The sequence below is a fragment of the Cohaesibacter intestini genome, from assembly GCF_003324485.1.
GTDB classification, from domain to species: domain Bacteria; phylum Pseudomonadota; class Alphaproteobacteria; order Rhizobiales; family Cohaesibacteraceae; genus Cohaesibacter; species Cohaesibacter intestini.
Map to the genome: position 1 here is coordinate 858,746 of NZ_QODK01000001.1, position 26,429 is coordinate 885,174.

At 54.8% G+C, this 26,429-nt stretch carries 25 protein-coding genes; 13 read left to right on the forward strand and 12 right to left on the reverse strand.

Annotated features, from left to right (window positions below):
• Positions 1-74: 74 nt before the first annotated feature.
• Genes hslV through hslU form a run of 3 tightly spaced genes read left to right on the forward strand, consistent with a single transcriptional unit; the run spans position 75 to position 3,024 of the window.
• On the forward strand, positions 75-638 hold the full coding sequence (gene hslV, locus DSD30_RS03615) for an ATP-dependent protease subunit HslV (RefSeq protein WP_114008202.1): 564 nt from the start codon (positions 75-77) through the stop codon (positions 636-638).
• Positions 625-1,713, forward strand: a complete 1,089-nt coding sequence (locus tag DSD30_RS03620; RefSeq protein WP_114008203.1) for a hypothetical protein — start codon at positions 625-627, stop codon at positions 1,711-1,713. The genes hslV and DSD30_RS03620 overlap by 14 nt, the downstream gene beginning before the upstream one ends.
• Positions 1,714-1,716: 3 nt before the next feature.
• The gene (gene hslU, locus DSD30_RS03625; protein WP_114008204.1) at positions 1,717-3,024 is read left to right on the forward strand and encodes an ATP-dependent protease ATPase subunit HslU; all 1,308 of its coding nucleotides are present in this window, start codon (positions 1,717-1,719) and stop codon (positions 3,022-3,024) included.
• 15 nt (positions 3,025-3,039) lie between these two features.
• Here hslU and DSD30_RS03630 read toward each other — a convergent pair whose 3' ends face one another.
• From DSD30_RS03630 to DSD30_RS03645, 4 genes are all read right to left on the reverse strand, one after another.
• Positions 3,040-3,441 carry a helix-turn-helix domain-containing protein gene (locus DSD30_RS03630; RefSeq protein WP_114008205.1) on the reverse strand — a complete coding sequence of 134 codons (402 nt, stop codon included), beginning with the start codon at positions 3,439-3,441 and terminating at the stop codon, positions 3,040-3,042.
• Positions 3,442-3,509: 68 nt separating this feature from the next.
• Positions 3,510-4,136 (reverse strand): Smr/MutS family protein, encoded by a 627-nt coding sequence (locus tag DSD30_RS03635; protein WP_114008206.1) that lies wholly within the window; start codon positions 4,134-4,136, stop codon positions 3,510-3,512.
• Positions 4,129-5,238 carry a murein transglycosylase A gene (gene mltA, locus DSD30_RS03640; RefSeq protein ID WP_114008207.1) on the reverse strand — a complete coding sequence of 370 codons (1,110 nt, stop codon included), beginning with the start codon at positions 5,236-5,238 and terminating at the stop codon, positions 4,129-4,131. Before mltA ends, DSD30_RS03635 begins: the two co-directional genes overlap by 8 nt.
• A gap of 98 nt (positions 5,239-5,336) precedes the next feature.
• Complete coding sequence (locus DSD30_RS03645; protein ID WP_114008208.1) at positions 5,337-6,068, reverse strand: Tim44/TimA family putative adaptor protein; 732 nt, start codon at positions 6,066-6,068, stop codon at positions 5,337-5,339.
• 151 nt (positions 6,069-6,219) lie between these two features.
• On the opposite strand from DSD30_RS03645, the gene DSD30_RS03650 reads away from it, so the two are divergent.
• Entirely contained in the window at positions 6,220-6,828 is a 609-nt protein-coding gene (locus DSD30_RS03650) for an FxsA family protein (protein WP_198662807.1), read from the forward strand.
• Between the two features lie 187 nt (positions 6,829-7,015).
• Positions 7,016-7,513, forward strand: a complete 498-nt coding sequence (secB, locus tag DSD30_RS03655) for a protein-export chaperone SecB (RefSeq protein WP_114008209.1) — start codon at positions 7,016-7,018, stop codon at positions 7,511-7,513.
• Positions 7,514-7,631: 118 nt separating this feature from the next.
• On the opposite strand, the gene dnaQ is transcribed toward secB, so the two are convergent.
• Genes dnaQ through DSD30_RS03675 form a run of 4 tightly spaced genes read right to left on the reverse strand, consistent with a single transcriptional unit; the run spans position 7,632 to position 10,497 of the window.
• Positions 7,632-8,378: a DNA polymerase III subunit epsilon gene (dnaQ, locus tag DSD30_RS03660; RefSeq protein ID WP_114008210.1), complete on the reverse strand. Its 747-nt coding sequence runs from the start codon at positions 8,376-8,378 to the stop codon at positions 7,632-7,634.
• A gap of 49 nt (positions 8,379-8,427) precedes the next feature.
• The gene (gene coaE, locus DSD30_RS03665; RefSeq protein WP_114008211.1) at positions 8,428-9,030 is read right to left on the reverse strand and encodes a dephospho-CoA kinase; all 603 of its coding nucleotides are present in this window, start codon (positions 9,028-9,030) and stop codon (positions 8,428-8,430) included.
• A gap of 3 nt (positions 9,031-9,033) precedes the next feature.
• On the reverse strand, positions 9,034-9,894 hold the full coding sequence (locus DSD30_RS03670; protein ID WP_114008212.1) for a shikimate dehydrogenase: 861 nt from the start codon (positions 9,892-9,894) through the stop codon (positions 9,034-9,036).
• A gap of 3 nt (positions 9,895-9,897) precedes the next feature.
• A complete protein-coding gene (locus DSD30_RS03675; protein ID WP_114008213.1) occupies positions 9,898-10,497 on the reverse strand; it encodes a Maf-like protein in 600 nt (199 codons plus the stop codon).
• 816 nt (positions 10,498-11,313) lie between these two features.
• On the opposite strand from DSD30_RS03675, the gene hemE reads away from it, so the two are divergent.
• The 8 genes from hemE (at position 11,314) to DSD30_RS03715 (ending at position 20,679) form a co-directional block, all read left to right on the forward strand.
• Positions 11,314-12,345 (forward strand): uroporphyrinogen decarboxylase, encoded by a 1,032-nt coding sequence (gene hemE, locus DSD30_RS03680; RefSeq protein ID WP_114008613.1) that lies wholly within the window; start codon positions 11,314-11,316, stop codon positions 12,343-12,345.
• Positions 12,346-12,431: 86 nt separating this feature from the next.
• Positions 12,432-12,881 carry a protoporphyrinogen oxidase HemJ gene (gene hemJ / locus DSD30_RS03685; protein WP_425359443.1) on the forward strand — a complete coding sequence of 150 codons (450 nt, stop codon included), beginning with the start codon at positions 12,432-12,434 and terminating at the stop codon, positions 12,879-12,881.
• A gap of 258 nt (positions 12,882-13,139) precedes the next feature.
• Positions 13,140-14,405 (forward strand): transcription termination factor Rho, encoded by a 1,266-nt coding sequence (gene rho / locus DSD30_RS03690; protein ID WP_114008214.1) that lies wholly within the window; start codon positions 13,140-13,142, stop codon positions 14,403-14,405.
• A 219-nt stretch (positions 14,406-14,624) separates the two neighbouring features.
• A complete protein-coding gene (gene mnmE / locus DSD30_RS03695; protein ID WP_114008615.1) occupies positions 14,625-15,968 on the forward strand; it encodes a tRNA uridine-5-carboxymethylaminomethyl(34) synthesis GTPase MnmE in 1,344 nt (447 codons plus the stop codon).
• A gap of 379 nt (positions 15,969-16,347) precedes the next feature.
• Positions 16,348-18,198: a tRNA uridine-5-carboxymethylaminomethyl(34) synthesis enzyme MnmG gene (mnmG, locus tag DSD30_RS03700; RefSeq protein WP_114008215.1), complete on the forward strand. Its 1,851-nt coding sequence runs from the start codon at positions 16,348-16,350 to the stop codon at positions 18,196-18,198.
• 64 nt (positions 18,199-18,262) lie between these two features.
• Complete coding sequence (gene rsmG / locus DSD30_RS03705; protein WP_245418376.1) at positions 18,263-18,889, forward strand: 16S rRNA (guanine(527)-N(7))-methyltransferase RsmG; 627 nt, start codon at positions 18,263-18,265, stop codon at positions 18,887-18,889.
• A gap of 9 nt (positions 18,890-18,898) precedes the next feature.
• Positions 18,899-19,729, forward strand: a complete 831-nt coding sequence (locus DSD30_RS03710) for a ParA family protein (protein ID WP_114008216.1) — start codon at positions 18,899-18,901, stop codon at positions 19,727-19,729.
• Between the two features lie 77 nt (positions 19,730-19,806).
• A complete protein-coding gene (locus tag DSD30_RS03715; RefSeq protein WP_114008617.1) occupies positions 19,807-20,679 on the forward strand; it encodes a ParB/RepB/Spo0J family partition protein in 873 nt (290 codons plus the stop codon).
• 62 nt (positions 20,680-20,741) lie between these two features.
• Here DSD30_RS03715 and DSD30_RS03720 read toward each other — a convergent pair whose 3' ends face one another.
• The 4 genes from DSD30_RS03720 to leuS form a co-directional block, all read right to left on the reverse strand.
• Positions 20,742-21,980: a TCR/Tet family MFS transporter gene (locus tag DSD30_RS03720; RefSeq protein ID WP_114008217.1), complete on the reverse strand. Its 1,239-nt coding sequence runs from the start codon at positions 21,978-21,980 to the stop codon at positions 20,742-20,744.
• 185 nt (positions 21,981-22,165) lie between these two features.
• A complete protein-coding gene (gene holA / locus DSD30_RS03725; RefSeq protein ID WP_138148210.1) occupies positions 22,166-23,200 on the reverse strand; it encodes a DNA polymerase III subunit delta in 1,035 nt (344 codons plus the stop codon).
• Between the two features lie 82 nt (positions 23,201-23,282).
• Positions 23,283-23,819, reverse strand: a complete 537-nt coding sequence (gene lptE / locus DSD30_RS03730) for an LPS assembly lipoprotein LptE (RefSeq protein WP_114008219.1) — start codon at positions 23,817-23,819, stop codon at positions 23,283-23,285.
• Entirely contained in the window at positions 23,806-26,424 is a 2,619-nt protein-coding gene (leuS, locus tag DSD30_RS03735; RefSeq protein WP_114008220.1) for a leucine--tRNA ligase, read from the reverse strand. The genes lptE and leuS overlap by 14 nt, the downstream gene beginning before the upstream one ends.
• Positions 26,425-26,429: the final 5 nt, after the last annotated feature.

Genomic DNA, 26,429 nt, shown 5'->3' on the forward strand with positions numbered 1-26,429 from the left:
GACACAGATTTCCAATCGAACCCAAGGGCTCATCAGCCTGAGGGACCCGAGGGGGCCGCAACAGGGATGAGAGAATGAGCGATCAAAGTTCAAATGTGCCGGTTTGGCACGGCACGACCATTGTAACCGTTCGCAAGGGTGGCAAGGTTGTCATTGCCGGCGATGGACAGGTGAGCCTTGGCCAGACGGTCATCAAGGGCAATGCCCGTAAGGTGCGGCCACTGGGCAAGGGCAATGTGATTGCCGGATTTGCCGGGGCAACCGCCGATGCCTTCACCCTGTTCGAGCGGCTGGAAGCCAAACTGGAACAATATCCCGAACAGCTGACCCGCGCCTGTGTCGACATGGCCAAGGATTGGCGCACGGACCGCTATCTGCGCCGTTTGGAAGCGATGATGATCGTGGCGGACAAGAATGTCTCGCTGGTCCTGACGGGCACTGGCGACGTTCTGGAGCCCGAAGACGGGGTCACGGCGATTGGGTCTGGTGGCAATTATGCGCTGGCTGCCGCCCGTGCCCTGATGGATACCGATCTGGACGCCGAAGCCATTGCCCGCAAGGCGATGGGCATCGCGGCTGACATTTGTGTCTATACCAACGGCAATCTGACGGTGGAAGTGCTTGATGCTGACGCGTGACACCCTCATTGCTGCCAGCCGTCAGGGGTTGATCGGGCTGGATCAGGTTGATCCGCTGCTGGCTTTTCTCACCGGTGAGGATCAGGCAGGACGCGCCGTGATGCATGACCCGGAAGAAATGCACTTTGCCCGGGGCTTCCACGATATTTTCATTTCGATCGGCCTTGTCATCCTGATGTCGGGCTATTTCGCGACCGCCATGCTGTTTGGCAATGACGAGGCCACAACGGTTCTGATGACTTATGGTGGTAGTATGGTGCTGGTCTGGGGCCTGGCCGAATGGTTTTCCAAGGCCCTGCGTCTGTCCTTGCCCTCGATCCTTTTGAGTGGCCTGTTTGTTGCGCTGAGTGGTCTGACCGGGGTCTCTTTGCTATCGGTCCTGTTTGCACTGGGCAATGGCTGGTCCGTGCCGGACTGGGCAGCGCTTGACGGATCCGGTTTCTTTGGTTTGGTGCCATTTTTTGCTGCCATTGCGGGGGGCTTGGTCTTTTATGGCCGGTTTCGCGTGCCGATCACCCCAACCTTCATCACCTTGGCGACCATCGGTCTGTTTTTCATGCTGCTGGCTTTGATCGAGGAGACACTTCTGACGGATTTCATCACCCTCTGGATGATACTGGTCGGGCTCGGCTGTCTTTCGCTGGCTTTATGGTATGACCGCCAGGATCGCATGCGCCAGACGGTGAAGAGCGACACGGCCTTCTGGCTGCATCTGGTGGCCGCACCCTTGCTGGTCCATTCGCTTCTGTCCCATTTGTCGGTGATTGAGTCCAGTGCCTTTGCGGCACTGGCGACCATCGCCTTGTTTGTTCTTATCGGGCTGTTTGCCCTGATCATTGACCGCCGTGCCCTGCTTGCCTCGGGGATCGGCTATCTGGGCGTTGCCATCGGCATCCTGATCGAACAAAGCCAGTTGGGTGAGGGGGGCGCCGTTGCGCTTACCTTGCTGATTCTTGGCCTGTTCGTCCTGATGCTTGGCTCAGCCTGGACCAAATTGCGGGATCTGCTGCTCAGCCGATATTCCCATCATCCGCTGATGCGCAACCTGCCTCCTGTTTCTTCCGAAAGGATCTGATGAATGACCAACTTTTCCCCGCGCGAAATCGTGTCCGAGCTGGACCGCTTCATAATCGGCCAGAAAGAAGCCAAACGAGCAGTGGCCATCGCGCTGCGCAATCGCTGGCGTCGGCAACAGCTTGACGACAGCCTCAAGGAAGAGGTTTTGCCCAAGAATATCCTGATGATCGGGCCGACGGGGGTCGGCAAGACCGAGATTTCACGCCGTCTGGCCAAGCTCGCCAATGCCCCCTTCATCAAGATCGAGGCGACGAAATTCACTGAAGTGGGCTATGTCGGGCGTGATGTGGACCAGATTGTCCGCGATCTGATCGAAAGTGGCATCATGTTGACCCGGGAAAGCCGCCGCAAGGATGTGAAGGCCAAAGCCCATGGGGCCGCAGAGGATCGGGTGCTGGATGCGCTGGTCGGTCCCGGTGCGGGCAGTGCGACCCGTGACAGTTTCCGCAAGAAGCTGCGCGATGGGCTGCTGGACGACAAGGAAATCGAAATCGAGGTGCGCGACAGCTCATCGCCGATGTCGAATTTCGAAATTCCCGGCATGCCCGGAGGTTCCATGGGCGTGATGAATCTGTCGGACATGTTCGGCAAGGCCTTTGGTGAGCGCACCAAATCCCGTCGGGTGTCGGTCAAGGAATCCTACGAGCTTCTGATCATGGAGGAATCGGATAAGCTGCTTGATGAAGATCAAGTTGTTTCGGAAGCGATTTCCTTGGTGGAAAATAACGGTATCGTTTTCCTCGACGAGATCGACAAGATCTGTGCACAGGATGGCCGCGGTGGGGCAGATGTGTCCCGTGAAGGGGTCCAGCGCGATCTGCTGCCACTGATCGAAGGCACCACGGTGACGACAAAATATGGCCCGGTGAAAACCGATCATATCCTGTTCATCGCTTCGGGTGCGTTCCATGTGGCCAAGCCGTCCGACCTGCTGCCCGAGCTTCAGGGTCGCTTGCCGATCCGGGTGGAACTGAATGCGCTGACCAAGGACGATTTCCGCGCCATTCTGACCGAAACCGAAGCCAATCTGCCGAAACAATATAGCGCGTTGATGGCCACCGAAGAGGTGACACTGAGCTTCACCGACGACGCAATCGAAACGATCGCCGATATTGCGGTGGACCTGAACAGCTCGGTTGAAAATATCGGAGCTCGCCGCCTGCAAACGGTCATGGAGAAGATTCTGGAAGATATTTCCTTCGAAGCACCGGACAAAGCAGGAGAAGAGGTCGAAATAACCGGTGATTTTGTGCGCGAGCATATTGGTGCTCTGGCCAAAAATACCGATCTGAGCCGCTATATTCTGTAACAGAAGTAATCTGGCTCAGAGCTGATCTCTGAGATCGGGGCTACCCATGCCCCGGTCTCGCGACGAAGCAGCGCGCAGCTGCAGAATCAACGCATCAAGACTGTCGGGAGAGAGTTGATTGATTCGATCAGCCAGCAGATTGGCCAGCTCGGTCGCCTTGGGATCGAGGCCCGCGGTGCGAACCGTTGGATTCGGATCCGAAATCTCCGCCAGACGCTGCAATTCTTCCGCTTCATCCCAAATCACATTGAAATATCCAATGATCCGCTGGATGAGAAACCAGGTCGGCTTGCCGCGTTTGCCATGTTCCAGAGCTGAAAGATAGGCGCTGGATACCTCCAGTCGCTCCGCCATTTCCTTGAGGGAAATGTTGCGTTCCTGCCTCATGCGCCGCAGCTTTGCACCAAACGGGGTCATGTCTCACCGTCCTCAAAGGGCTTTTCAGGCCCGGTTTCGAGCTTCAATCGTGTCAGGCTTTAGGCATTTTATCCTGATTTGCCCCGTTTTCTCAAGCGCACATGCAAAGCGCCTGCCCCTCCGAGGGTACGATGGGCTTCCTCGAAGCCGACAATCAACGACCGGATTTCCGGTTCGGACAGCCATTTGGGCACCACACGGCGCAGAACGCCCTTCTCAGGCCCGACAGAGTAGGTTTTAGCATCTCCCCGGCTTCCCTTGCCGGTGATCACCAGAACATGCTTGTGGCCCTGACTGTGCGCACTGCGCAGGAAGCCGAACAGGGCAGAATGGGCCTCGCGCTGGGTCATGCCATGCAGATCAATCCGGGCGTCGATGAAGGCACGCCCCTGAACGATGCGCTTTTTTTCCTTCCGGTCAATCGGGCTGAGCGGCGGCAACGGTTGAGGGCGATGCTTGCCATTGCCCCCCATACCGGCCTTTTTCAGACTCAACATGTCATCCTTGGTCGCGCGGCGACGCTGAACCGGATGGTTCGGATCGGGTTGATTGGTCGGATCCATCGAGGAAGGTTGATCGATGGTCTCGATAAGAGCCTTCAATTCAGCGGATTTGCCTTCCATCGGGGTAACGGTGTCAGCCACCTTTTGCCAAAGCTTGAGATCCTTGCGATTGAGCGGAGGCTTTCTAGCCATCGGCCTGCTCCTTCTCATCAAGGGGCAGCAAACAGGTAAAGCAGGTCGGTTGTTTGAGGATGCCTGCCAATTGGCCTGCTGTCTCGCCAGAGCCGCAGAAAAGGTCGGCACGGGCCATCCCTTTGATGGCTGAGCCAGTGTCATGAGCCAGAACCAGTTGGCGGAACGGGGTCTCGTCTCCCTGTTCCAGCGAGGGCAACATGGTCTCGATCCAGAAGGGCAGGCCAAATGTGTGGAGATGCCGATCGACCGCGATGCTGCGCAGAGGCAAAAGCGGCACATGAGCGGCAGAGAGCGGGCCGGTTTCGGCGCGATTGAGCGCTGGCTCTTCAACCGGCTTGAAGAAAATATAGGAGGGATTGCGGCCAAGATAGGCGACGCCTTCCGCACCCATGGCCCGCAGATGGGCGATCAGAGCGCCCATTGAGATCGAATCGGGGGTGAAATGACCCTCTTCAATCAGCAATTTCCCAAGGGATTGATAGGGATGGCCGGATTTTCCGTCAAAGGCGACACGCATTGTCTGGCCGTCTTCGAGCCGCAGGCGGGCGGATCCCTGAATATGGATGATATAGGCTTCGAAGGGGTCTTTGAGCCAAACAAACTCCAATCCCTGGCCTTCAAGGCCGCCAGCCATGATCGCGGCGCGGCTCAGATGCAGTTCAATCTTTCCGTTGCGCTGGCGGGCGAAACTGGTCTCTGGTGTAAAACCTGCAGCAAGCGCTTCCTTGGTCTTGAGGCTGACCAAATCATGCGGGCGACGATGGAGAGGAAAGCGAAATTCGGTATCAGGGGCCAGCCGTGCATCAAATTCCGGCTCATAATAGCCGGTCAGCAAGCCCTCGCCATCAATCGAATAGGGCGCAAAATGACGCTCGAAAAAAAGCCGGGCATGGGGGCCGGGCAGATCAGCGGGCAAATCAAGAGCCGCTTGCGCCACGGCAAGCAACGCCTTGATCGCCACCGACGGATGACGGCTGGTCGGCGGATGGGCGATCAGGAAGGGCGCAGAGTGACGAAAGGCGGCAAAGGCCACCTCGTGATCGTGATCAGCCCAACCGGAAAGGGTCGCAAAGTCTGTCCGGGTCAGGCCAGCCATCATCTGATTTCTTCCTTCTTTTCACCAAACGGGCCCGCAAATCCTTGAACAGGAAAGGGGCCCGATTGTCAGCATGGCGGCAAAGTGATTGCCTGCTTTTGTTATTGCGCCGATTCCGTGCCGATCAGCTTCCAGTTCGGGTTGCGGCTGGTCACATCGCGGGCAAAGGTCCAGATATCGGTGACTTCGTCAATGGCATTCGGATCCCCTTCCACCACGTGACCGATGTCATCCTTGGTGCAGGAGGTGATGGAAGAAACAAAGCGCACAGTGATCTGGGCTTCACCACCGGCCAGTTCCGCCTCGACAATCGAAGACTTGTTGATGCCGATGAAGGTGAACTCAACCCGCAAGCCCTGTTCGTCCCGTTCATCCAGAGCCTGAACGAAGCCAGCAAACACATCGCCTGCCAGCAATTTTTTCAAGGTCCGGCGGTCCCCTTCGGCAAAGGCCGTGACAATCATTTCATAGGCGGAGCGGGCACCGGCCATGAAGGAATCAGGCTCGAAACTCTTGTCTACCGACATCAGATGGGTGAGAGCCGCATTGAGTGGCGAGCCTTCCGGCGCGATCTTTTCCAGACGCTGGGCTTTTTCCTCAGCTTCCATTTCCTCAGTCTGGGCGCGACCCGGCAAGGAAATGACATTATCGCCAACATCGTCTGCGCGTGGCGCCTTGCCATCGTTCTGTTTGTCTGGATCGGCATAAGGATCGTAAGGATCCGGCTCATTGCCGGTGCGTGTACCAAGAACGTCCCGCAGACGCATGAACAGCACCACTGCGATCACAAGGAAAATGATGGATGTGAGATCGAAACCGAAGACATCGGACATAGAGTTAGCCTTAATCCATTCGTTTTTTGCAGAAAAGGCCTGCAAGTTTGACATTTCTTTCTATATGTAGGGGAGAGGCGTCGGCAAATCCAGAAAGGATGCATGCCAGCCCCAAAAAAAGCGCACCCTCATTGGAGTATTTTTGATTACGATGCAAAAATCGCTGTTTCCCTTCGTTCCCTTCCTGCTGCTGATCGTCCCAGTTCTGGAAATCGGGGTCTTTATTCTGCTTGGCGGGCAGATCGGCGTCATCAATACCCTCCTTGGCATTGTTCTGACCGCCTTGATCGGCACCATTTTGCTCAGACGGCAGGGTTTTGCCCTGATCAATCAGGCTCAGGGCCAGATGAATGCAGGCAAGGTGCCGGGCAAGGAACTGGCCCATGGGGTGATGCTGTTGGCGGCAGGCCTTCTTTTGCTGACACCGGGCTTTGTGACCGATACATTCGGTTTCCTGCTTCTGGTACCACCCATTCGAGACGGGATTTTCGCTTTTTTCAAAAGCCGGATCACCTTGGTCAATGCCGGTGCAGCGCAATCCGGTTTTTCCAGCAGCAATGCAGGTGGCACCTATTATCGCAGCTACAGCTATTCCTCGACACAGACAGACTCCACACGCAACCGTTCGGCGGACCCTTCGGTGATTGATCTGGACGATGATGACTTTAGCGAAGTCACCAGCCACGATGCCATCGAAGCCAAGCCATCGAGCCAGAAGCCTGACCAGAAGGACGGCCAATCTCCTTGGGAAAAATCCTGATTGGCGATTGCCCTTTTTGGATAGCGTTCCGCCGTATGTCGGGGGGAAAGATGGGCAAATTGGCCTAAAAGCCGCTGCCGTGGGGGCCTTTTCCTTGTTTCCCGTCAAGCATCATGCTAGGCGCTAGATAGCGAAGGATTCCAAGCCGGAATCCTGTATATGGACACCAATTTACGGGAATAAATTTATGAGCGACGCACAAGAAAACGGCGCTGCCGAGGGCCAAGAACAGAAGCTTCCTGGCATGCGCATTCTGGCGCAGTATATCAAGGATCTGTCTTTCGAGAATCCAAATGCTCCGGATTCCCTGCGTCCTCGCGAGAATAGCCCGGACATCAATGTTCAGATCAACGTCAATGCGACGCCGATCACCGAAACCGAGTTCGAAGCCGAGCTGACGCTCAATGCAGAAGCCAAAGACGGCGAAACGGTGATGTTCAATGTTGAGCTGCTGTATGGTGGCATCTTCTCGATCGTCAACGTGCCGCAGGAGCAGCTGCATCCGTTCGTCATGATCGAATGCCCACGTCTTCTGTTCCCATTTGCCCGTCAGATCATTTCCGATGCGACCCAGCGCGGCGGTTTCCCTCCACTGAATGTGGATCCGATCGATTTCGCGATGCTGTATCGTCAGCGGATGATGGAACTGGCCGCCAAAGAAGGCGAAGGCCAGACCGAGCAGTAAGACCTGCTTCAATGAACGTAATAAAAAGCCGACCTCTTTGCAGGTCGGCTTTTTTGTGCCTTGAAAGCGCCAATCGTTTCACGTGAATCCGTCCGGTTAGACGGGGGCTGAAAAAGCGTCAAGATGATTGTTCACTGTCCTTGGCCAGCTCGGGCAGATAGTCAGCCCAGAGGCTGTCGCCTTTGATTTCTTGCAAAAAGGCCAAATGTGCCTGACGGTCCGCTTCGCTCAAACGGCCGGGCAGGGGATTCGGCCGGGGACGGGCAGCAACTCTCTGACGACGCCCCCACTGCCCCTCATCACCGCTGCCCTGATCCTCTTCCTCTCCGGCCAGCAGCAGGCTTTTCTGGCGGCCACCGATCAGTTCGAGATAGACATCGGCAAGGATCTCACTATCGAGCAACGCGCCGTGGAGAGATCGTTTGGTGTTGTCGATGCCGAACCGGTTGCAAAGGGCATCGAGGCTGTTGGGTCCTGCGGGAAATTTTGTCCGCGCCATGGCCAGAGTATCGCGAACCAGATTGTCATCAATCTGCGGAAAACCAGCCTTTTCCAGTTCCCAGTTGAGAAATTTGACGTCGAACTGGGCATTATGCGCGATGATCACCGTGTCCTTGATGAAATCATGGAAGGCTTGCGCCACTTCGGCAAATTTCGGTTTGTCAGAGAGAAACTCCTCCGACAGGCCATGCACTTTGAAGGCCCCTTCGGGCATGTCTCGTTCGGGATTGATATAGACGTGAAAGTTGTTTTCCGTCGGCAGGTGATTGATCAGCTCGACACAGCCAATTTCCACCACCCGGTCGCCGGTGAAGGGATCAAGCCCTGTGGTTTCGGTATCGAACACGATCTCTCTGAGTGCCATGGAATCCTCTTGCGTCCAATTATCGGGACTGATGTCCGCTTAGTATGCTTCATTCACCGGTGAGAGAAAAGCGCTGACGGATGACGTCGAGCACCCTGTCCACCTGTTCTGCGGCGTCTTCAAGGCTGGTGCCGGTGTCGATGACATAATCGGCCCGCTGGCGCTTGTCTGCATCAGGCATTTGCCGCGCCTTGATGGCTTCGAATTTCTCTTCGCTCATGCCCGGTCGGGCCAAAACACGCGCGCGCTGCACCTTTTCAGGTGCCGAGACCACGACAATCACATCGGCGCGGGCCTCACCACCGGTTTCAAACAGCAGGGGAATATCGAGCACCACCATCTGGGCACCGCTCGCCTTTGCGGCTTGGAAAAAGGCGCGTTCCTCTTCATGAACCAACGGGTGAATGATCGCTTCAAGTCTGGCCATGGCCTCGCTATTGCCGATTACCTGTTTGGAAAGCGCTGCGCGATCCACCCCGTCCGGGCCAGTGGTGCCGGGAAAGGTCGCCTCGATCAGAGGCGCGGCCCGGCCTTGATAGAGGCGATGGACCGTCGCGTCCGCATCATGCAAGGGGCAGCCACGCTCGACAAACATTTGCCCCGTTGTTGATTTCCCCATGCCGATGGAACCGGTCAGGCCGATCTTGATCATCGCTCAAGCCTCCAGAATGCGCGTGCGCAACCCATCCGTTACCGCAGGACGCGTTCCGAACCAGTGTTCAAAGCCCGGCACCGCCTGATGCAGCAGCATGCCAAGTCCATCCACGACCCGATTGCCACGGATACTGGCTACAGCCAGCAGGTCGGTTTCCAGCGGATTATAGATGATATCGGTGACCAGAGCGGAAGTAGGCAGCGCATCGAGATCAATTTCAAGGGCAGGTTGGCCAACCATGCCAAGGGAGGACGTGTTGACCAGCAGATCCTTGCCAACGAGGGCTGGATCAAGATTGTCCCAATCTTCAACCATCACCCGGTCTGCAAAACCGAGCGCAGCAAATAGCTGTTGCAACTCTTCGGCGCGGGCGCGGGTTCGATTGACCAGCGTGACTTTTTTGAAATTGCGGTTGATCAGACCATCAATGATCGGGCGGGCTGCACCACCGGCCCCAATCACCAGGGCATGAGCGCCCTGTTTCGCATCCCAGCCAGGGGCGCGTTGGTCAAGATTGGCGAGAAATCCATAGCCGTCGGTATTGTCTGCATGGAGTTTGTCGCCTTCAAACCACAGGGTATTGGCTGCTCCAAGGCGTTTTGCCGTGTCGTGAATGACATCGACATGGGCCAGCACCGCCTGTTTGTGGGGAATGGTGACATTGCCGCCGACAAACGTCTGGTCGCGTAGCGACCCGACGAATTTTTCCAGATCTTGCGGCTCGACTGCAATCTTCTCATAGGAACCGGCCAATCCATGCTGCTTCAACCAGTGACCATGGATCAGCGGCGATTTGGACTGTTCGATGGGCCAGCCAATGACGAATGCCTTTGGTGCTTTTGGGACTTCAGACTTGGTCATTGATCAAAACTCCAAACCGTGGTCGCGGCGCAAGTAGGAAAGAAGCGGCAGCAGCGGCAGGCCCAGAATGGTGAAATAGTCGCCTTCGATTTTCTCAAACAATTGCACACCCAAACCTTCCAGTTGATAACAGCCAACACTGGCACGGACCTGTTCCCCAACGCGGGCCATGTAACGGCCGACCTCTTCGGGACCAAGTGGCCGCATGGTGAGAGTGGCAGTGGAGACATGGCGCCACAAAGTTTCCCCATCCTTTACACAAGCCACCGCCGAATGGAGCTGGTGATTTTTACCTGCCATTTCAAGCAATTGGGCACGGGCTGCGGCTTCATTTTCCGGTTTGTTAAAGCGCTTGTCGCCAAAGCCGAGTGTCTGATCGGCACCGATGATCAAGACTCCGGGATTGCGATCTGAAACATCCATCGCCTTCACCTCTGCCAACAACTCGGCAATGTCTTGGGGGCTGCCTCCAGCCTTGATAAGGGGCTGTTCGGCGGCTCGTTCATCAATTTCCGCGGTTTGGCACGCAAAAGACAGTCCGGCATTGGAAAGCAAGGCGGCGCGCGACTGGCTCTTGGATGCTAGAATCAGGGGTGTCATCATCAGGGTCCCTTTGAAGAAATGCGGTTTGAGACCTTTTAGAGCAACTCAGCCAGAAACGAAACTGTTGATCAGGGCTGGACTCGGGGATTTTCTCAAAGATTCAAAAGGATCAATTTGTTTCAAAATCGAACGATTGGCTGGTTATCAACGCAACGAAAATTAGTGGTTGGTTAAGAGCGATTCTCTCAAGAATCTCCTTGCCAGCCTTTGTCGAAATCCCCCTTTTTGCGTCTCTGGACCACTTATGCCCAAGGTCAAAATTTTCTGGATAGGGGTTTCTACAATCCGACTTGAAGGCCGATTTCTGTCATTTTCTTGTCGTGATTGGCTGCTAATAAGCGCATGAGTGGATGATTCTTCCCCAAGCCAGATGGGCCTCAGGGGACAATGTTGGGTGAATCTGGCGCTTTAAGATTTTCTTCACTTTTCCCAAAGCGCCATCCCCAATTGCTTTTGCGCGGAGACGTATTTGTTAACCATGTATTAACCTAGGTTAACAAACAATTAATACACAAAGAGCGCAAAATTCGTTACCACTTAATCCTCGCATAATTCAGTTTTGACATTGATCCAGCTTTCTGGATTCCTTGATCAAAATCGACTTTTCCCCGCTGTTCAATTTGCAAGTGGAGGAGTCTATACCGAAATAGGAGGGGGTTTTCCAAGCGATCTGTGACTCATTTGTGGGTGAAAAAGATATCCCGCAATCCACTGCCAATAAGAAGAAACAGATCTTAGAATCTAAGAATCTTTTTTATAGGAAAACCCGTTTGATCGTGCTCAGATAAGACCCGGATGAAGAGAGAGACCAAGACAGTGACCAACCGACGCCTACTCAATGTACTCAATGGCCAAACCGAAAAGGTGCCCCCAATCTGGCTCATGCGACAGGCGGGTCGTTATCTACCAGAATATCTGGCAACCCGGGCAGAAGCCGGGAGCTTTCTCAATCTGTGTTACAATCCCGAATTGGCTACCGAAGTGACGTTGCAGCCGATCCGTCGGTTCGGATTTGATGCTTCCATTCTTTTCTCAGACATTCTGGTGGTTCCCGATGCATTGGGACGATCTGTGCGCTTTGTGCAAGGGGAAGGACCCCAGCTCGATCCGATCCGTGTTGAAGAGATCAATGATCTCGATCCTTCCAAGGTTTTGACCCAGCTCGATCCTGTCTATGAGGCTGTCGAGCGGATCCGGGCCAATCTGCCCGATGAGACCACCTTTCTGGGATTTTGTGGTGCTCCATGGACGGTTGCCACTTACATGATTGCAGGTCATGGCACACCGGATCAGGCACCGGCGCGGTTGTTTGCGCGTCGCGAGCCAGAGGCCTTTGCCAAACTGATCGATGTGCTGGTGGAAGCGTCCATCCTGTATCTGGTCAGGCAGCTGCGTGCGGGTGCCGATGCGGTGCAGATTTTTGACAGTTGGGCCGGTGTGCTCGATGACGCCCTGTTCCTGTCCGCCAGTCAGGAACCGATTGCCCGAATTGTGGCAGGCGTACGGGCGGAAGTGCCGGATGCAAAGATCATTGGCTTTCCGAAAGGGGCCGGGTTGCGTTTGCCGGGCTTTGTCGAGGCAACCGGTATCAATGCGGTTGGTCTAGACTGGACCGTACCTCTGGATTGGGCGCGTGATACCCTTCAGGACAAGGTGGCGCTGCAGGGCAATCTTGATCCGACATTGCTGATTACCGGCGGTAAAGATCTGGACCAGTCGATTGATCGGATTATGGAAGCCTGGAGTGATGGGCCCTTTATCTTCAATCTCGGCCATGGCATCACCCCGCAAGGCGATATCGATCTGGTGCATCAACTGATTGATCGGGTGCGCTCCTACGGAAGCTGAGCCACTTGCCCTTTGCGAGAGCCGGCGCTCGTCCGGCTCTTTTCAGCATTTCTCTTTTCCTTTCATTGACACTCCCAGAGGGACACATGGAATTCCTGACGTTTCTGGATTACTCCTGGACCAAGGCACTGCATATCATTTCGATCATTACCTGGATGGCGGGGATTTTCTATTTGCCGCGGTTGTTCGTTTATCACGCCATGACCGAGGCGGGCACCGACAAGTCCGAGACCTACAAGATCATGGAGCGGCGTTTGTTGAAGGGGATCATGAATCCCTCAATGATCGCGGCCTGGATTTTTGGTCTCTGGCTGGCCTTCCCGCATGAAATCTGGTCGATTGATTCCATCTGGCTGAACATCAAGTTTGTGCTGGTGTTCCTGTTGACCATCTATCATATGATCTGTGCTCGCTATGTGCGCTTGTTTGCAGCGGACGCGAATCAGCATGGCCATGTCTATTACCGCTACTTCAATGAAGTGCCGACTTTGCTGATGCTCGGCATTGTCATTTTGGCGGTGGTCAAACCCTTCTGATTTTTTGTTTTTTCGAAAATATACGACGAATGTTCAGTGAAACCCGCTTTCTAGCAGCAGAAGGTGGGTTTCTGGCTTTTTTGGGCTTGCTCGAAAGTAACGAAGCCTGTATGTTCGCCGAAATCGTGACACAACGATAGTCTTGAGACCCCTTATCATCCTCTTGTTTCGAGACAAACAAAACACATTCTCAATCCTGTGTTTTGTCCTTTCCTTACAAATTTCCCCTGGTTGCTTAGATTTTAAGAGAGTTTCGCTATGCGCGAAATGAAACTACAAGAACTCAAACAAAAATCCCCGACAGAGCTTCTGAACTTTGCAGAAGAGCTTGAGGTCGAAAATGCCAGTACCTTGCGAAAGCAAGAGCTGCTTTTTGCGATCCTGAAACAGTTGGCAGAAAAAGACACCGACATCATCGGTGAAGGTGTCGTGGAAGTCTTGCAGGACGGCTTCGGCTTCTTGCGCTCGCCAGATGCCAACTATCTCCCTGGACCCGACGACATTTATATCTCGCCATCGCAGATCCGTCGGTTCTCGTTGCGCACCGGTGACACGGTCGAAGGCCATATCCGCAGCCCCAAGGAAGGGGAGCGGTATTTTGCGCTTTTGAAAGTCAACACGGTGAATTTCGAGGATCCGGACAAGGCGCGTCACAAGGTTCATTTCGATAATCTGACACCGCTTCACCCTGAAGAACGCTTCAAGCTGGAAGCCACTGATCCGGACGGCAAAGATATGTCGAGCCGTGTCATCGATCTGGTTGCTCCGCTTGGCAAGGGACAGCGTGCGCTGATCGTCGCGCCGCCGCGTACTGGTAAGACGGTGCTGCTGCAGAATATCGCCAAGTCGATCACCGCCAATCATCCCGACAGCTGTCTGATCGTGCTGCTGATTGATGAACGTCCCGAAGAGGTGACGGACATGAAGCGCACAGTGAATGGCGAAGTGGTCTCGTCCACCTTCGATGAACCGGCGTCCCGTCACGTTCAGGTCGCCGAAATGGTGATCGAGAAGGCAAAGCGTCTGGTTGAGCATGGTCGCGATGTGGTCATTCTGCTCGATTCGATCACCCGTCTGGGCCGTGCCTACAACACCGTGATCCCGTCTTCGGGTAAAGTGTTGACCGGTGGTGTCGATGCGAACGCTCTGCAGCGGCCGAAACGCTTCTTCGGTGCGGCGCGTAATATCGAAGAGGGCGGGTCACTGACGATCATTGCAACAGCGCTGATCGATACCGGCAGCCGTATGGATGAAGTGATCTTCGAAGAATTCAAGGGCACCGGCAACGCCGAGATCGTTCTTGATCGCAAGGTTTCCGACAAGCGTATCTTCCCGGCAATGGATATTCTTAAATCCGGCACCCGTAAGGAAGAGCTTATGGTCGACCGCAAGGAGCTGCAGAAAGTCTTTGTTCTGCGCCGTATCCTTGGGGCGATGAGCAATGTCGATGCGATCGAGTTCCTGCTCGACAAGCTTCGGTCAACCAAAGACAATGCTGCGTTCTTCGACAATATGAATACCTGATCTGCAGCAGGCCCGAAAAGGTTTGGGCTTGCTCTTGATTGCAGGAACGATTAGAAAGCCGTCTGACACATGTCAGGCGGCTTTTTTCATGGCTGCCACGCGGCCGCAGATCGACAGGATCGTTTTGGTCGCCAGACATCGAATCGGATCAGAAATGGTCGCCCCTTCTCACCCACAAAGGCAGGGCCTCATCACCCGGACCTTGGGACCCAAAGCATCATGACACGTGATACCATCTTCGCTCTTTCCTCTGGTGCAGTCCCGGCAGGGGTTGCGGTTGTCCGTATTTCCGGACCAAGGGCACGAGAGGTCATGAATTGTCTTGTCGATTCGGAACCGAAATCTCGCTTTGCAGCGCTGCGCTACATCACCAACCCGCATACGGGGGATGTGATAGATCAGGCATTGGTGCTGTTTTTTACCGGCGAGCGATCCTTTACCGGAGAGGAAGTGGTCGAGTTCCAGTTGCATGGGGGGCGGGCAATCGTCAAGGCGATGCTGGAATTGCTGGGTTCCTTCGATCACTGCCGGATGGCAGAGGCAGGGGAGTTTGCCCGGCGAGCGTTTGAGAATGGCAAATTTGACCTGACCGAGATTGAAGGACTGGCCGATCTTATCCATGCGGAAACCGAGAATCAGCGCAAACAGGCCATGCGGCAGGCGAGTGGCGCTCATCGCAGTGTGATTGAAGGCTGGCGCGAAACCCTGCTTTATGCCCGTAGCATGATTGAGGCGGAACTGGATTTTTCCGATGAGGAAGATGTGCCAGGTGCCGTATCTGATGTGATTTGGCCAAAATTGCAGAAGCTCAAGTCCGAGATGGAGCATCATCTGGCCAATGCCCATCGCGGCGAACGTTTGCGAGATGGGCTGACCGTGGTGCTGGCCGGTCATCCCAATGCAGGCAAGTCGTCGTTGCTCAACTGGTTTGCCAAGCGGGATGTGGCGATTGTGACGGAAGAAGCCGGAACAACACGTGATCTGCTGGAGCTGCATCTGGATATCGAAGGCTATCCGGTGACAATGATTGATACGGCAGGCTTGCGCGAATCCGACAATATTGTCGAGCAGGAAGGCATTCGGCGGGCGCTTGAACGCAGCGAGCATGCTGATCTGTTGATTGAAGTTGTGGATGCCAGCATCCCCGATGCACGGGTGTCACTCAACACGCGGGCTGAACGGATGGTTCTGTTCAACAAGCAGGACCGGATAGGGGATGCCCGCTCCGATCCACAAGTGCCGGAAAAAGGCGAAGATCATGCCTTTTTTGTGTCGGTGAAGAGCGGCATGGGGATGGATTTCTTTTACGATTCGTTTGTGAAACAAATCGCGGATTTGTTCGATGGAGCGGAGAATATCCTAATTACCCGTAAACGCCACGAGGCCTATTTGCGAGTTTGTGTGGATAATGTGGACAAATCCCTTATCTACTCAGACTCTCCTCTAGAAATTCGCTCTGAGTTTTTGCGCATGGCTGGGGATGAGTTGGGGAAAATCACTGGACGCATTGATGTCGAAGATATGCTCGGCGTGATTTTTTCACAATTCTGTGTGGGTAAATAGTGGATCGTTTCACGTGAAACAGGGTGATTTAAATTTTGGTTTGACAGTGTTTCACGTGAATCGCGGATTCTTGTCAAATCTATCGAGTTGAGTCGGTTTCACGTGAATCCCTGAAAACAAAATTTTTGTAATTAACGCTGGAAGCGTTTCACGTGAATCCTGTATAAGGGCTCTAACAACTTTGGGTGTTCCAAGACTACCGGGACTTGATCCTCTCTGGCGTTGCTTCCAGATCAAGGGTCTGTGATTTCCGGTGCGCTCAACTATATAGGGTGGAGTGTTAAAGAAATTCCTAACCCTCATGGAATGCACGCTCTATCGGTTGCCGAGCAGGATGAACTTTGGCTGACCGATTTTGATCTAGGGAAATGTGAAAAGAATGATGACCCATTTTGATGTGGTGGTCGTTGGTGGTGGCCATGCCGGAACGGAAGCAGCTGCGGCCGCAGCGCGTACCGGTGCTGCCGTTGCTCTGGTGACCCATAGTCGCGACACGGTTGGTGTCATGTCTTGTAATCCTGCCATTGGTGGTCTTGGTAAAGGACATCTGGTGCGCGAAATTGATGCGCTGGGTGGATTGATGGGGCAGGCGGCTGATCGGGGTGGTATTCAGTTTCGGTTGCTCAATCGCCGAAAAGGGCCAGCGGTTCAGGGGCCTCGGGCTCAGGCAGATCGTAAGCTCTATCGCGCGGCTGTTCAGGACTTGCTGTTTGCTATTCCCAATCTAACGATTGTTGAGCAGGAAGTGTCTGATTTGTCGATTGCTGATGGGTCGGTTGCTGGTGTCTATCTGTCTGATGGTCGCGAATTGAATTGTGGCGCTGTGGTATTGACGACTGGCACATTCTTGCGTGGCCTTATTCATATTGGTGAGCGCAGTTTCTCGGCTGGGCGGATGGGGGACCCGGCGGCCAATGATTTGTCCTTGCGGCTGATGTCGGAGAATTTTCGGTTGGGTCGCCTGAAAACCGGAACGCCGGCGCGACTGAATGGGCGGACGATTGACTATGCGTCGCTCGGTGTGCAGCCGGGGGATGATGAGCCAATTGCGTTTTCCTATCTCACCAAAGAAATCACCACACCACAGATTGCCTGTTATGTGACGCGGACGGTGGAGAAGACCCACAAGATCATTCGTGACAATATCCATAAATCGGCGATGTATTCGGGCAAGATCGAGGGGACGGGACCGCGCTACTGTCCGTCGATCGAGGATAAGATTTCGCGCTTTGGCGATCGCGATGGCCATCAGATTTTCCTGGAGCCAGAAGGGCTTGATGTGGATACGGTCTATCCGAACGGCATTTCCACCTCACTGCCAGAAGATGTTCAGGACGCCTATATTCGATCCATTCCGGGTTTGGAGCAGGTGGAAATCGAGCAATATGGCTACGCGATCGAATATGATTATATCGACCCGACCGAGTTGAAATCGACGCTGGAGACCAAACGGATTGGCGGCTTGTATTTCGCCGGTCAGATCAATGGCACCACGGGCTATGAAGAGGCCGGGGCGCAAGGTTTGATGGCCGGATTGAATGCAGCACGTCAGTGTGGTGGGCAAGAGGGTGTGACACTCTCTCGTTCGGATGCCTATATCGGCGTGATGATTGATGATCTGATCACCAAGGGTGTGGCCGAGCCTTATCGGATGTTCACTTCGCGGGCCGAATATCGCCTGTCGCTGCGGGCGGACAATGCGGACCAGCGGCTGACGGAAAAGGCTGATGAGTGGGGTTTGATTTCAGAAGAGCGGCGTGCTGTCTTTGCCGACAAGAAGGCCGAGATGGCGGCGATCACCGCTCTGGCAATGGAAAAGAACCTGACGCCAAACGAAGCCGAGCAGTATGATTTGCGAATCAACAAGGATGGGCAGCGGCGCAGTGTTTATGAATTTCTCGCTTATCCGGATCTTGATCTGGCGCGCTTGAAACAGATTTGGCCGGAATTCGGGTCTTTTTCAGCTGCGGCGCAAAAGCAGCTGGAAATCGAGGCGCTCTATCAGGTCTATATGAAACGTCAGACCAGTGATATCGAGACCTTCAAAAAGGATGAGGCATTGGAGATTCCGGCTGCCTTGAACTTTGCCGAGATCAATGGTTTGTCGAACGAGTTGAAACAGAAGCTTGCTCATATCCGGCCACAGACTCTGGGGCAGGCGTCCCGCATTGATGGCATGACACCGGCGGCTCTGACTTTGGTGCTGGCCCATAGTAAGCGTGTATCGTGAGAGAGCATAAATGACGGATATGAGCATGAGAGACGAACAGCAAGGTCAGGCGTTGATTTCTGACATGCTGACGGTTTCACGTGAATCCTTCCACAGGCTGGGGATATATGTTTCCCTTGTGCGAAAGTGGCAGCCAGCGCAAAATCTTGTTGCACCAAAAACACTTGGTGAGATCTGGGTTCGACATGTTGCCGATAGTGCACAGATATTCGCAAATTATCCCCAGGCGCGCCACTGGGTGGATATGGGGTCTGGAGCCGGATTTCCGGGGCTGGTAACAGCCATTTTGCTTGACGATCTGGGGGAAGATTATTCCGTTCATATGATCGAGAGCAATGGGCGCAAGGCTGCCTTTCTGCGGACCGTGGCTCGGGAATTGTCGCTCAATGTTACGGTTCACAATGATCGAATCGAAAGCGTTCTGGATGGTTGGGATCAGCCGATTGATGCCTTCAGCGCCCGAGCGCTGACGTCATTCGCCAATTTGTGCGACTTTGTCCGTCCGTATTTGTCGGAAGGGTGTGTTGGCGTTTTCCACAAAGGACGAGACTTCGATCGGGAATTGGAAGAGGTCAGTGTCAGCTGGGACGTAGATCTGATACAAAAAACGAGCAGAACAGATCCGGATGCGCGGATCGTTATTCTGCAAAATCTGTCATCCAAAACGCATAGTGACGCAGATGCAAAGTGAGGCCACTTTATGAGTTCACTGCCGGAATCTCCTCGCGTTCTGACCCTTGCCAATCAGAAGGGCGGTGTTGGGAAAACCACAACAGCCATCAATCTTGGAACCGCTCTGGCGGCGATTGGTGAGACGGTTCTCATCGTTGACGTTGATCCGCAGGGAAACGCCAGCACCGGTCTCGGCATCGATCGTCAGGCGCGTAGCGTTTCGACCGCCGAGTTGCTGTTGAATGAGGCCACTTTGCTGGAAGCTGCCATTCCGACCGCGGTGCCGCGTTTGTCAGTGGCTGCTTCAACGATGGATCTGCTCGGTCTGGAACAGGAAATTTCCGGTTCCAGCGACCGCGCCTTTCGCCTGCGTAAAGTATTGCAAAAGCATGGAGAGTTGGGGGATCAGATCCCGGAAGACAAGCGCTTCACCTATGTTCTGATCGATTGCCCACCTTCGTTGAACCTGTTGACCATCAATGCGATGGCTGCGGCCCATTCCATTTTGGTGCCGCTGCAATGCGAGTTTTTCGCGCTCGAAGGTTTGACCCAGTTGATCCAGACAGTCAATCAGGTGAAGGGAACGCTCAATCCTGAACTGTCTATTCATGGCATTGTCATGACGATGTATGATAGCCGCAACAATCTGTCGAATCAGGTGGTTGAGGATGTGCGCGAGCATATGGGTGACAAGGTGTATGACACCATCATCCCGCGGAACGTCCGGGTGTCGGAGGCGCCGTCCTATGGCAAACCGGCATTGCTTTATGATCTGAAATGCTCCGGCAGTCAGGCTTATCTCAAGCTGGCATCGGAGATTATTCAGCGCGAGAAGAAACTGCGCAACAAGGCGGCCTGAGGCTGGTCGCCCATTTTGGTGGAAGAAGGGGTCCGGACGCGTCAGAAGTCAGTTGATGCCCGGCGGGAATGCGGAATATGGCAAAAAAACCTACAGAGGGAAAACGGTTGGGGCGCGGTCTTGCTGCTCTGATCGGGGATATGGACAATGAAGGGCAGGCGTTGGAACGGGCTCGTTCGCAACGTCGTATCCCAATCGAATTTCTGCGACCCAATCCGCGCAATCCCCGCAAGGATTTCATTGAAACCGATCTGGAAGATCTGACGAAGTCCGTCAAGGAAAAGGGCATCATGCAGCCCATCCTGTGTCGCCCGGTTGACGGTCGACAGGATTCGTTTGAGATCATCGCTGGCGAACGTCGCTGGCGCGCGGCCCAAGGTGCTGGACTGCATGAGGTGCCTGTCTTGATCCATGAGGTCAATGACAAGGAAGCCCTTGAGCTGGCGATCATCGAGAATGTTCAGCGCGCCGACCTGAACTCGCTGGAAGAAGCGCTTGGCTATGATCAGCTGATCGAGCAGTTCGATTATACGCAAGCCGAACTGGCGGATGTGATTGGCAAGAGCCGTTCCCATGTTGCCAACACTTTGCGTCTGCTGAAACTGCCCGAAAGCATCAAGGAATATCTGAAAAAGGGCGAGCTGACCGCTGGCCACGCCCGTGCACTGATCACGGCGGAAAATCCGGAAGAGCTGGCTCGTCGCATTGTTGAAGACGGGATGACCGTGCGCGACGCGGAAAAAGCCGGTCAGGAAAAGGCCAAAGACAAGAAAGAGCCAAAGCCGAAGAAAGAAAAAGACGCCGATACGGTGGCGCTTGAAAAGCGTCTGACGGATCGGCTGGGCTGGAATGTCTTCATCGCACCAAAGAAAAAGGGCGGCGAGTTGAAGATCCAGTATAAGTCTCTCGAGCAGCTGGATGCGATCATCGAGATTCTCGAAAAGCAATAAGGGCCTTCCAAGGTCATGAAAAAGGGGAGCTTCGGCTCCCCTTTTTTGTTGGCTATTTGTCTTCAGGTGGCTTGAGTCGTGATCGAAATGGCGCGCCGCAAAGGCCACAAAACAAGGAGCGTCAGGAGGGCGGCGATGCCAAAGGCGCCTGCTGGATGATAATATGGGGTACCTTGGACGGTGAAAAAGGCAAACAGCCAGGTCATAATCAGGGGGCTGAGGATGGTGGTGATCGCGCTGATGGACGCGATCGCGCCTTGCAGTTCACCTTGGGCGTTGTCGGAAACGCGCTTGGTCATCAGTCCCTGCATTGCTGGGCCGGTGATGCCGCCCAGTGCACTGAAGGGCAGGAAGAGATAGAGGATCCAGCCCTGAAAGATAAACAGATAGCCAATCAAGGCTATGGTTTCGAGCAGGATGCCGAGGAGGGCAACGCGGGATTCACTGATGAATGAGAGTAGCCAACGAATCAGGAAGGCCTGTACCAAGGCATAAAACAAACCAAAAATGCCCAGAGAAATGCCAATTTCGCGGCTCGTCCATTGAAACGCCTCGCGGGTATAGTAGGGCCAGATGGCAGGATAGATATGGGTTGCCAGATGGAACAGGAAAAAGGCGGCCAGGAAAAAGATCAGACCCGGCACCAAACTGGCTTGTTGTAGCGCACCGAGAGGATTGGCTCGTCTCCAGCTAAAGGCACGCCGATTCTCTTCAGAAAGTGTTTCGGGAAAGATGATGGCGCCATAAAGGAAGTTCAAGAAGACCAGAAAAGCGGCTGCAAAGAAGGGGGCTCGGGTGCCAAATTCTGCCACCAGTCCACCGATGATTGGTCCGGCGATGAAACCGAATCCAAAGCCTGCACTGACCATTCCGAAATTGCGGGTTCGGTTGCTATTGTCCGAAATATCCGCTGTTACGGCAAAGGCCGTGGCATGGGTTGCTCCGGCGATGCCGGCAATCAGCCGCCCCACGGCCAGAAGCCATAGGGACGGGGCAAAGCCCATGATCACATAATCAACGCCGAGGGCGGCCAGGGAAATGAGCAAGATGGGGCGCCTGCCAAAGCGGTCAGAAAAATTGCCCAATGTCGGTCCGGTCAGAAATTGCATCAAGGCATAAACGAAGCTGAGATACCCGCCATAGATGGCTGCCTGGCTGATACTGGAGGAGGAAAGTTCCTGTATGAGATCCGGCATGACGGGCAAAATGATGCCAATACCCATCGCATCCAGAAAGACCGTGATGAAGGCAAAGCGAGCGGAATGCCCGTGAGCTGGTGTGGCAGTGGCGTGGTTTGTCATGATTTTTTCCGGCGAGATAGGGCGTTACCGAGGCTACTAAATCAAAGCCCGATGGAAGGATCATCTCCGGAAATACCATCTCTAATCAAGCTATTGATTCTGAAAGCGAGTCTTTGTTCAAAGACTGATTCACGTGAAACGGTTTTTCTCGCTCAAAGAAGGCGGGAAAGGGGTGCCTTAAGCAATCACTTGCGGCTGCGCTGGGCCGTCGCGGCGATCATCAGTAAGGTCTCCGAGATGATGGTCGCAGAGAGATGATAATGTTTGCGGCTGTTGGCAAGGCTCTCGGCCAAAAGCTCACAGGCCCGGGATGCTTTGGCACTGGACCAGATGCGCGTTTGGGCCTGTATTTTGCCCTTGCGCTTGAAATGCAGCATTGGGGCGGCACGATCGAGGGCTGATTGCGGTGCGGTTCCCTTGTCCATCAAAGAGAGGCACTTTTCCAGCATCTGAAAATGACGAAGCGCAGCGGACCCGATAACCGAAGGATGTTGGCCCGAGCCAAGGCTTTGCTCCATCTGGCGATCCAGCTCACCGATCTGACCGAGCGCTGCGCTATCGATTACCATATCGATCTGGTGGGTGGACGCGTCGCCGACAATGTCGGTGATATGCTGGTCAGTGATTTGCGTTTCGCCCAATGCATAGAGACAAAGCTTTTGGATTTCTGCGCGCGACGCCATGCGGTCTGCACCGAGATTGTCCAGCAACATGGCTCGGGCAGAGTCGCTGATGGTGAGGTTGGCGAGATTGATCTCTTCGTCAATGATGCCATTGAGCGCTTCGCGGGCATCCACATAGCAAGGCAGGGCGACAGCGCTGGTGGCTTTCTCGATGCTCTTGCGAATGGGGCTCGACTTTTTCAGATCGCCTGCCTTGATAATGATATAGGCGTCTTTTGGCGGCGTGGAGAGGACCGGGTCGAGCGCTTTCTGAATGGGCTTGTTGCCGCTGACTTGCAGGATGATGATACGGCAGCCGCCAAACATCGAAATGGTGTTGGCTTCATCGGCAAGGCGCAAGGGATCGGCGGCAATTTCGCTTGAATCAAGCCGTACAGAGGCAAAGGGATCGCTGTTGTCTTTGAGGAAATATTGCGCCAGCCGGTCGGCCCGTTCGGTGATCAGGCCGGTATCCTGACCATAGATCAGGATGACTTTATACTGAGGATTGGGTCTGGTGATGAAAGAGTCGACCATATTGGCCTTGATCTGCGCCATGTCCAATCCCGTTGTTCGGTGGCTGGGAAGCCGCTGGAGAGGGAAACTGCCGCTTGGATAAAGCGGCAGCCTGCTTTTTTGATCAGGTGCCTGCAGCAAGATAGGCGGACAGGCGCAGCTGGATGTCGTTGGCGACCTGCTCTGCGGCCCGGTTCTGGGCGTCCAGTTCTGCGCGATCATTAGCAAATCGCTGGGAACTGCGGGCAAAGGAGGCGGTAAAGAAGCTTGAGCCTGTGGTGGCGATTGCATTGTCTGCCAAGCGGATCAGCTTATAAGTGGCAGAGAGGCGCACGCGCGTGGTTTTTGCCAGCCCGGTACCGCTCTCAATATCAAGCTCGTTGGTGATATTCTGCACGTCCATCACCAACCGATAGGCAGGAGTGGAGGGTGATCCACCGCCAGTGAAGGCGAAAATCAGGTGATTGCGGATTTCCTGCTCCACCCGGTCTTTGGCCGGTGCGATCTCAATGGTCGAGAGTTCAGCCGCCAGTGTCTGTCCGGTGGTGGTGTCGGTCGAATAGAGCGGACGCACCTGACAGGCAGACAAGGCAAGACCGAGGCCCACCAGAAGGGCCACGGTCATGGTGCCGGATTTGAGACGGGATTTAGACGACGACATTGACGATCCTTTTCGGCACTACAATGATCTTGCGCGGGGCTTTGCCCTCCAGCGCACGAACCACAGGTTCGGACGCCAGCACTGCGGCTTCGATTGTAGCCTGATCCGCGTCGGCGGCAATGGTCAATTCGCCACGTTTCTTGCCATTGATCTGAATTGGCAGGGTGACTTCATCTTCCACCAGCATGCTTGGGTCGGTTTTTGGCCAATTCTGGTTGGCAACCAGGCCATCTTTGCCAAGGGCAGTCCAGCATTCTTCCGCCAGATGCGGCATCATCGGAGCGGCCATCAGCAGAAGCATCTCAAGGCTCTCATCGAGCGTTGCAGCAAGGCTTGCGTCTTTGTCCAGCTTGTCTTTTTTGATCACCGAGGCGATGTGATTGACCAACTGGTAGATCTGGGCAACCGAGCGGTTGAAGCCGAGCTGTTCGATGGCTGCTTCCACAGACGCCAAGGTCTTGTGTGTGATGCGGCGCAGGGCAAGCGCCTCGTCAGACAGGCTTGACGGTGCTTCATGCTTGGTATCGCCAAGGAAGTCAGTGGCATCAGCCACCAGTCGCCAAATGCGCTGTACGAAGCGGTGAGCACCTTCTGCGCCGGCTTCGGTCCAGATTACATCACGCTCCGGAGGGCTGTCGGACAGCATGAACCAGCGGGCTGTATCGGCACCGAAACTCTCGATGATGTCAGTTGGGTCGACGGTGTTTTTCTTCGACTTCGACATTTTCTCGATCGAGCCAATGGCGATGCTTTCCCCGGTCTCATTGTGTTTGGCGCTGCGTTTGCCGTCAGCTTCCGAGATGGTGATTTCAGCGGGAGACACCCAACGGCCATCTTCACCTTTATAGGTCTCATGCACCACCATGCCCTGTGTGAAGAGGCCCTTGAATGGCTCTTTCACGGTCATGTGGCCGGTCTCGCGCATCGCGCGGGAGAAGAAACGGGAATAGAGCAGATGCAGGATCGCATGCTCGATGCCACCGATATATTGATCGACCGGCAGCCATTCATCCACCGCCTTGGTGTCGGTTGGGTTGCTTTCCCATGGCGCGGTAAAGCGCGCGAAATACCACGAGCTGTCCACGAAGGTGTCCATGGTGTCGGTTTCGCGACGGGCTGGCTTGCCGCAGTTCGGGCAGGTGCATTGACGCCAGGTTGGATGACGATCCAGTGGATTGCCCGGTTTGTCGAAATTGATGTCTTCGGGCAACTGGATCGGCAGATTTTCTTTCTTCTCCGGCACCACACCGCAATCGTCGCAATGGACCATCGGGATTGGGCAGCCCCAATAACGCTGACGGGAAATGCCCCAGTCGCGCAGGCGATATTGCACCTTGCGTTCGGCCTGTGGTTTGTCGCCGATGCTCACGGCTTCGAGCTTGCTGGCAACCGCATCCTTGGCATCCGCGATGGACAGGCCATCGAGGAACTCGGAATTGAAGATCGTGCCTTCGCCGGTATAGGCCTCGTTGCCCACGTCAAAGCTGGCAGCGTCTGCATCTTTTGGCAGCACCACTGGCAGGACCTTGAGGTCATATTTGCGGGCGAAATCAAGGTCGCGCTGGTCATGGGCCGGGCAAGCAAAGATGGCGCCGGTGCCGTAATCCATCAGGATGAAGTTTGCGACATAAACCGGCAGCTTGATGCTCTCATCCAAAGGATGAGTAACGGTCAGTCCGGTATCGAAACCAATTTTCTCTGCCGTTTCCAGCTCGGCCGCCGAGGTGCCCTGCTTATGGCATTCAGCAACAAAAGCCTGAAGGGCAGGATTGTCCTCGGCCAAAGCCTTGGTCAGCGGATGGTCAGCAGACAGGCCCATGAAGGAGGCCCCGAACAGGGTGTCCGGCCGGGTGGTGAAAATCTCGATTTCGCTGTAGCCGTGGGTTTCTTCGGTCAGCTGGAACCGCACTTGCAGGCCTTCGGACTTGCCGATCCAATTGCGCTGCATCAGGCGCACTTTGTCCGGCCAGCGGTCGAGATTGTCGATCTCATCAAGCAGGTCTTCGGCAAAGTCGGTGATTTTGAAGAACCACTGGGTCAGCTCGCGCTGCTCAACCTCGGCGCCAGAACGCCAGCCTTTGCCATCAATCACCTGTTCGTTGGCCAGAACGGTCTGATCCACCGGATCCCAGTTGACCTTGGCATTCTTACGGTAGGCGAGGCCTTTTTCGACGAAATCGAGGAACAGCATTTGCTGGCGGTGATAATAATCCACGTCGCAGGTGGCGAATTCGCGGTCCCAATCCAGCGACAGGCCCATCAGCTGCAGCTGGGCGCGCATGGTGGCGATATTTTCATAGGTCCAGTCCTTGGGATGAACCTTGTTCTGCATGGCGGCGTTTTCGGCTGGCATGCCGAACGCGTCCCATCCCATTGGATGGAGCACGTTGAAGCCCTTGGCCCGTTTGTACCGGGCGACCACATCCCCCATCGTGTAGTTGCGGACGTGACCCATGTGAATCCGGCCAGACGGGTAGGGGAACATCTCTAGCACATAATATTTCGGACGGGGATCGTCGTTTTTCGTTTGGAAAATTTTCTGGGAATCCCAGGTCTGTTGCCAGCGAGTTTCCGCCTCGCGTGCGTTGTAGCGTTCATTAGCCATTGTAT

What these genes read in the sequence shown, in the direction of transcription:
- hslV (WP_114008202.1), top strand. Translation starts at nt 75, where the DNA reads ATGAGCGATCAAAGTTCAAATGTGCCGGTTTGGCACGGCACGACCATT.
- DSD30_RS03620 (WP_114008203.1), top strand. Translation starts at nt 625, where the DNA reads ATGCTGACGCGTGACACCCTCATTGCTGCCAGCCGTCAGGGGTTGATC.
- hslU (WP_114008204.1), top strand. Translation starts at nt 1,717, where the DNA reads ATGACCAACTTTTCCCCGCGCGAAATCGTGTCCGAGCTGGACCGCTTC.
- DSD30_RS03630 (WP_114008205.1), bottom strand. Translation starts at nt 3,441, where the DNA reads ATGACCCCGTTTGGTGCAAAGCTGCGGCGCATGAGGCAGGAACGCAAC.
- DSD30_RS03635 (WP_114008206.1), bottom strand. Translation starts at nt 4,136, where the DNA reads ATGGCTAGAAAGCCTCCGCTCAATCGCAAGGATCTCAAGCTTTGGCAA.
- mltA (WP_114008207.1), bottom strand. Translation starts at nt 5,238, where the DNA reads ATGATGGCTGGCCTGACCCGGACAGACTTTGCGACCCTTTCCGGTTGG.
- DSD30_RS03645 (WP_114008208.1), bottom strand. Translation starts at nt 6,068, where the DNA reads ATGTCCGATGTCTTCGGTTTCGATCTCACATCCATCATTTTCCTTGTG.
- DSD30_RS03650 (WP_198662807.1), top strand. Translation starts at nt 6,220, where the DNA reads ATGCAAAAATCGCTGTTTCCCTTCGTTCCCTTCCTGCTGCTGATCGTC.
- secB (WP_114008209.1), top strand. Translation starts at nt 7,016, where the DNA reads ATGAGCGACGCACAAGAAAACGGCGCTGCCGAGGGCCAAGAACAGAAG.
- dnaQ (WP_114008210.1), bottom strand. Translation starts at nt 8,378, where the DNA reads ATGGCACTCAGAGAGATCGTGTTCGATACCGAAACCACAGGGCTTGAT.
- coaE (WP_114008211.1), bottom strand. Translation starts at nt 9,030, where the DNA reads ATGATCAAGATCGGCCTGACCGGTTCCATCGGCATGGGGAAATCAACA.
- DSD30_RS03670 (WP_114008212.1), bottom strand. Translation starts at nt 9,894, where the DNA reads ATGACCAAGTCTGAAGTCCCAAAAGCACCAAAGGCATTCGTCATTGGC.
- DSD30_RS03675 (WP_114008213.1), bottom strand. Translation starts at nt 10,497, where the DNA reads ATGATGACACCCCTGATTCTAGCATCCAAGAGCCAGTCGCGCGCCGCC.
- hemJ (WP_425359443.1), top strand. Translation starts at nt 12,432, where the DNA reads ATGGAATTCCTGACGTTTCTGGATTACTCCTGGACCAAGGCACTGCAT.
- rho (WP_114008214.1), top strand. Translation starts at nt 13,140, where the DNA reads ATGCGCGAAATGAAACTACAAGAACTCAAACAAAAATCCCCGACAGAG.
- mnmE (WP_114008615.1), top strand. Translation starts at nt 14,625, where the DNA reads ATGACACGTGATACCATCTTCGCTCTTTCCTCTGGTGCAGTCCCGGCA.
- mnmG (WP_114008215.1), top strand. Translation starts at nt 16,348, where the DNA reads ATGATGACCCATTTTGATGTGGTGGTCGTTGGTGGTGGCCATGCCGGA.
- rsmG (WP_245418376.1), top strand. Translation starts at nt 18,263, where the DNA reads ATGCTGACGGTTTCACGTGAATCCTTCCACAGGCTGGGGATATATGTT.
- DSD30_RS03710 (WP_114008216.1), top strand. Translation starts at nt 18,899, where the DNA reads ATGAGTTCACTGCCGGAATCTCCTCGCGTTCTGACCCTTGCCAATCAG.
- DSD30_RS03715 (WP_114008617.1), top strand. Translation starts at nt 19,807, where the DNA reads ATGGCAAAAAAACCTACAGAGGGAAAACGGTTGGGGCGCGGTCTTGCT.
- DSD30_RS03720 (WP_114008217.1), bottom strand. Translation starts at nt 21,980, where the DNA reads ATGACAAACCACGCCACTGCCACACCAGCTCACGGGCATTCCGCTCGC.
- holA (WP_138148210.1), bottom strand. Translation starts at nt 23,200, where the DNA reads ATGGCGCAGATCAAGGCCAATATGGTCGACTCTTTCATCACCAGACCC.
- lptE (WP_114008219.1), bottom strand. Translation starts at nt 23,819, where the DNA reads ATGTCGTCGTCTAAATCCCGTCTCAAATCCGGCACCATGACCGTGGCC.
- leuS (WP_114008220.1), bottom strand. Translation starts at nt 26,424, where the DNA reads ATGGCTAATGAACGCTACAACGCACGCGAGGCGGAAACTCGCTGGCAA.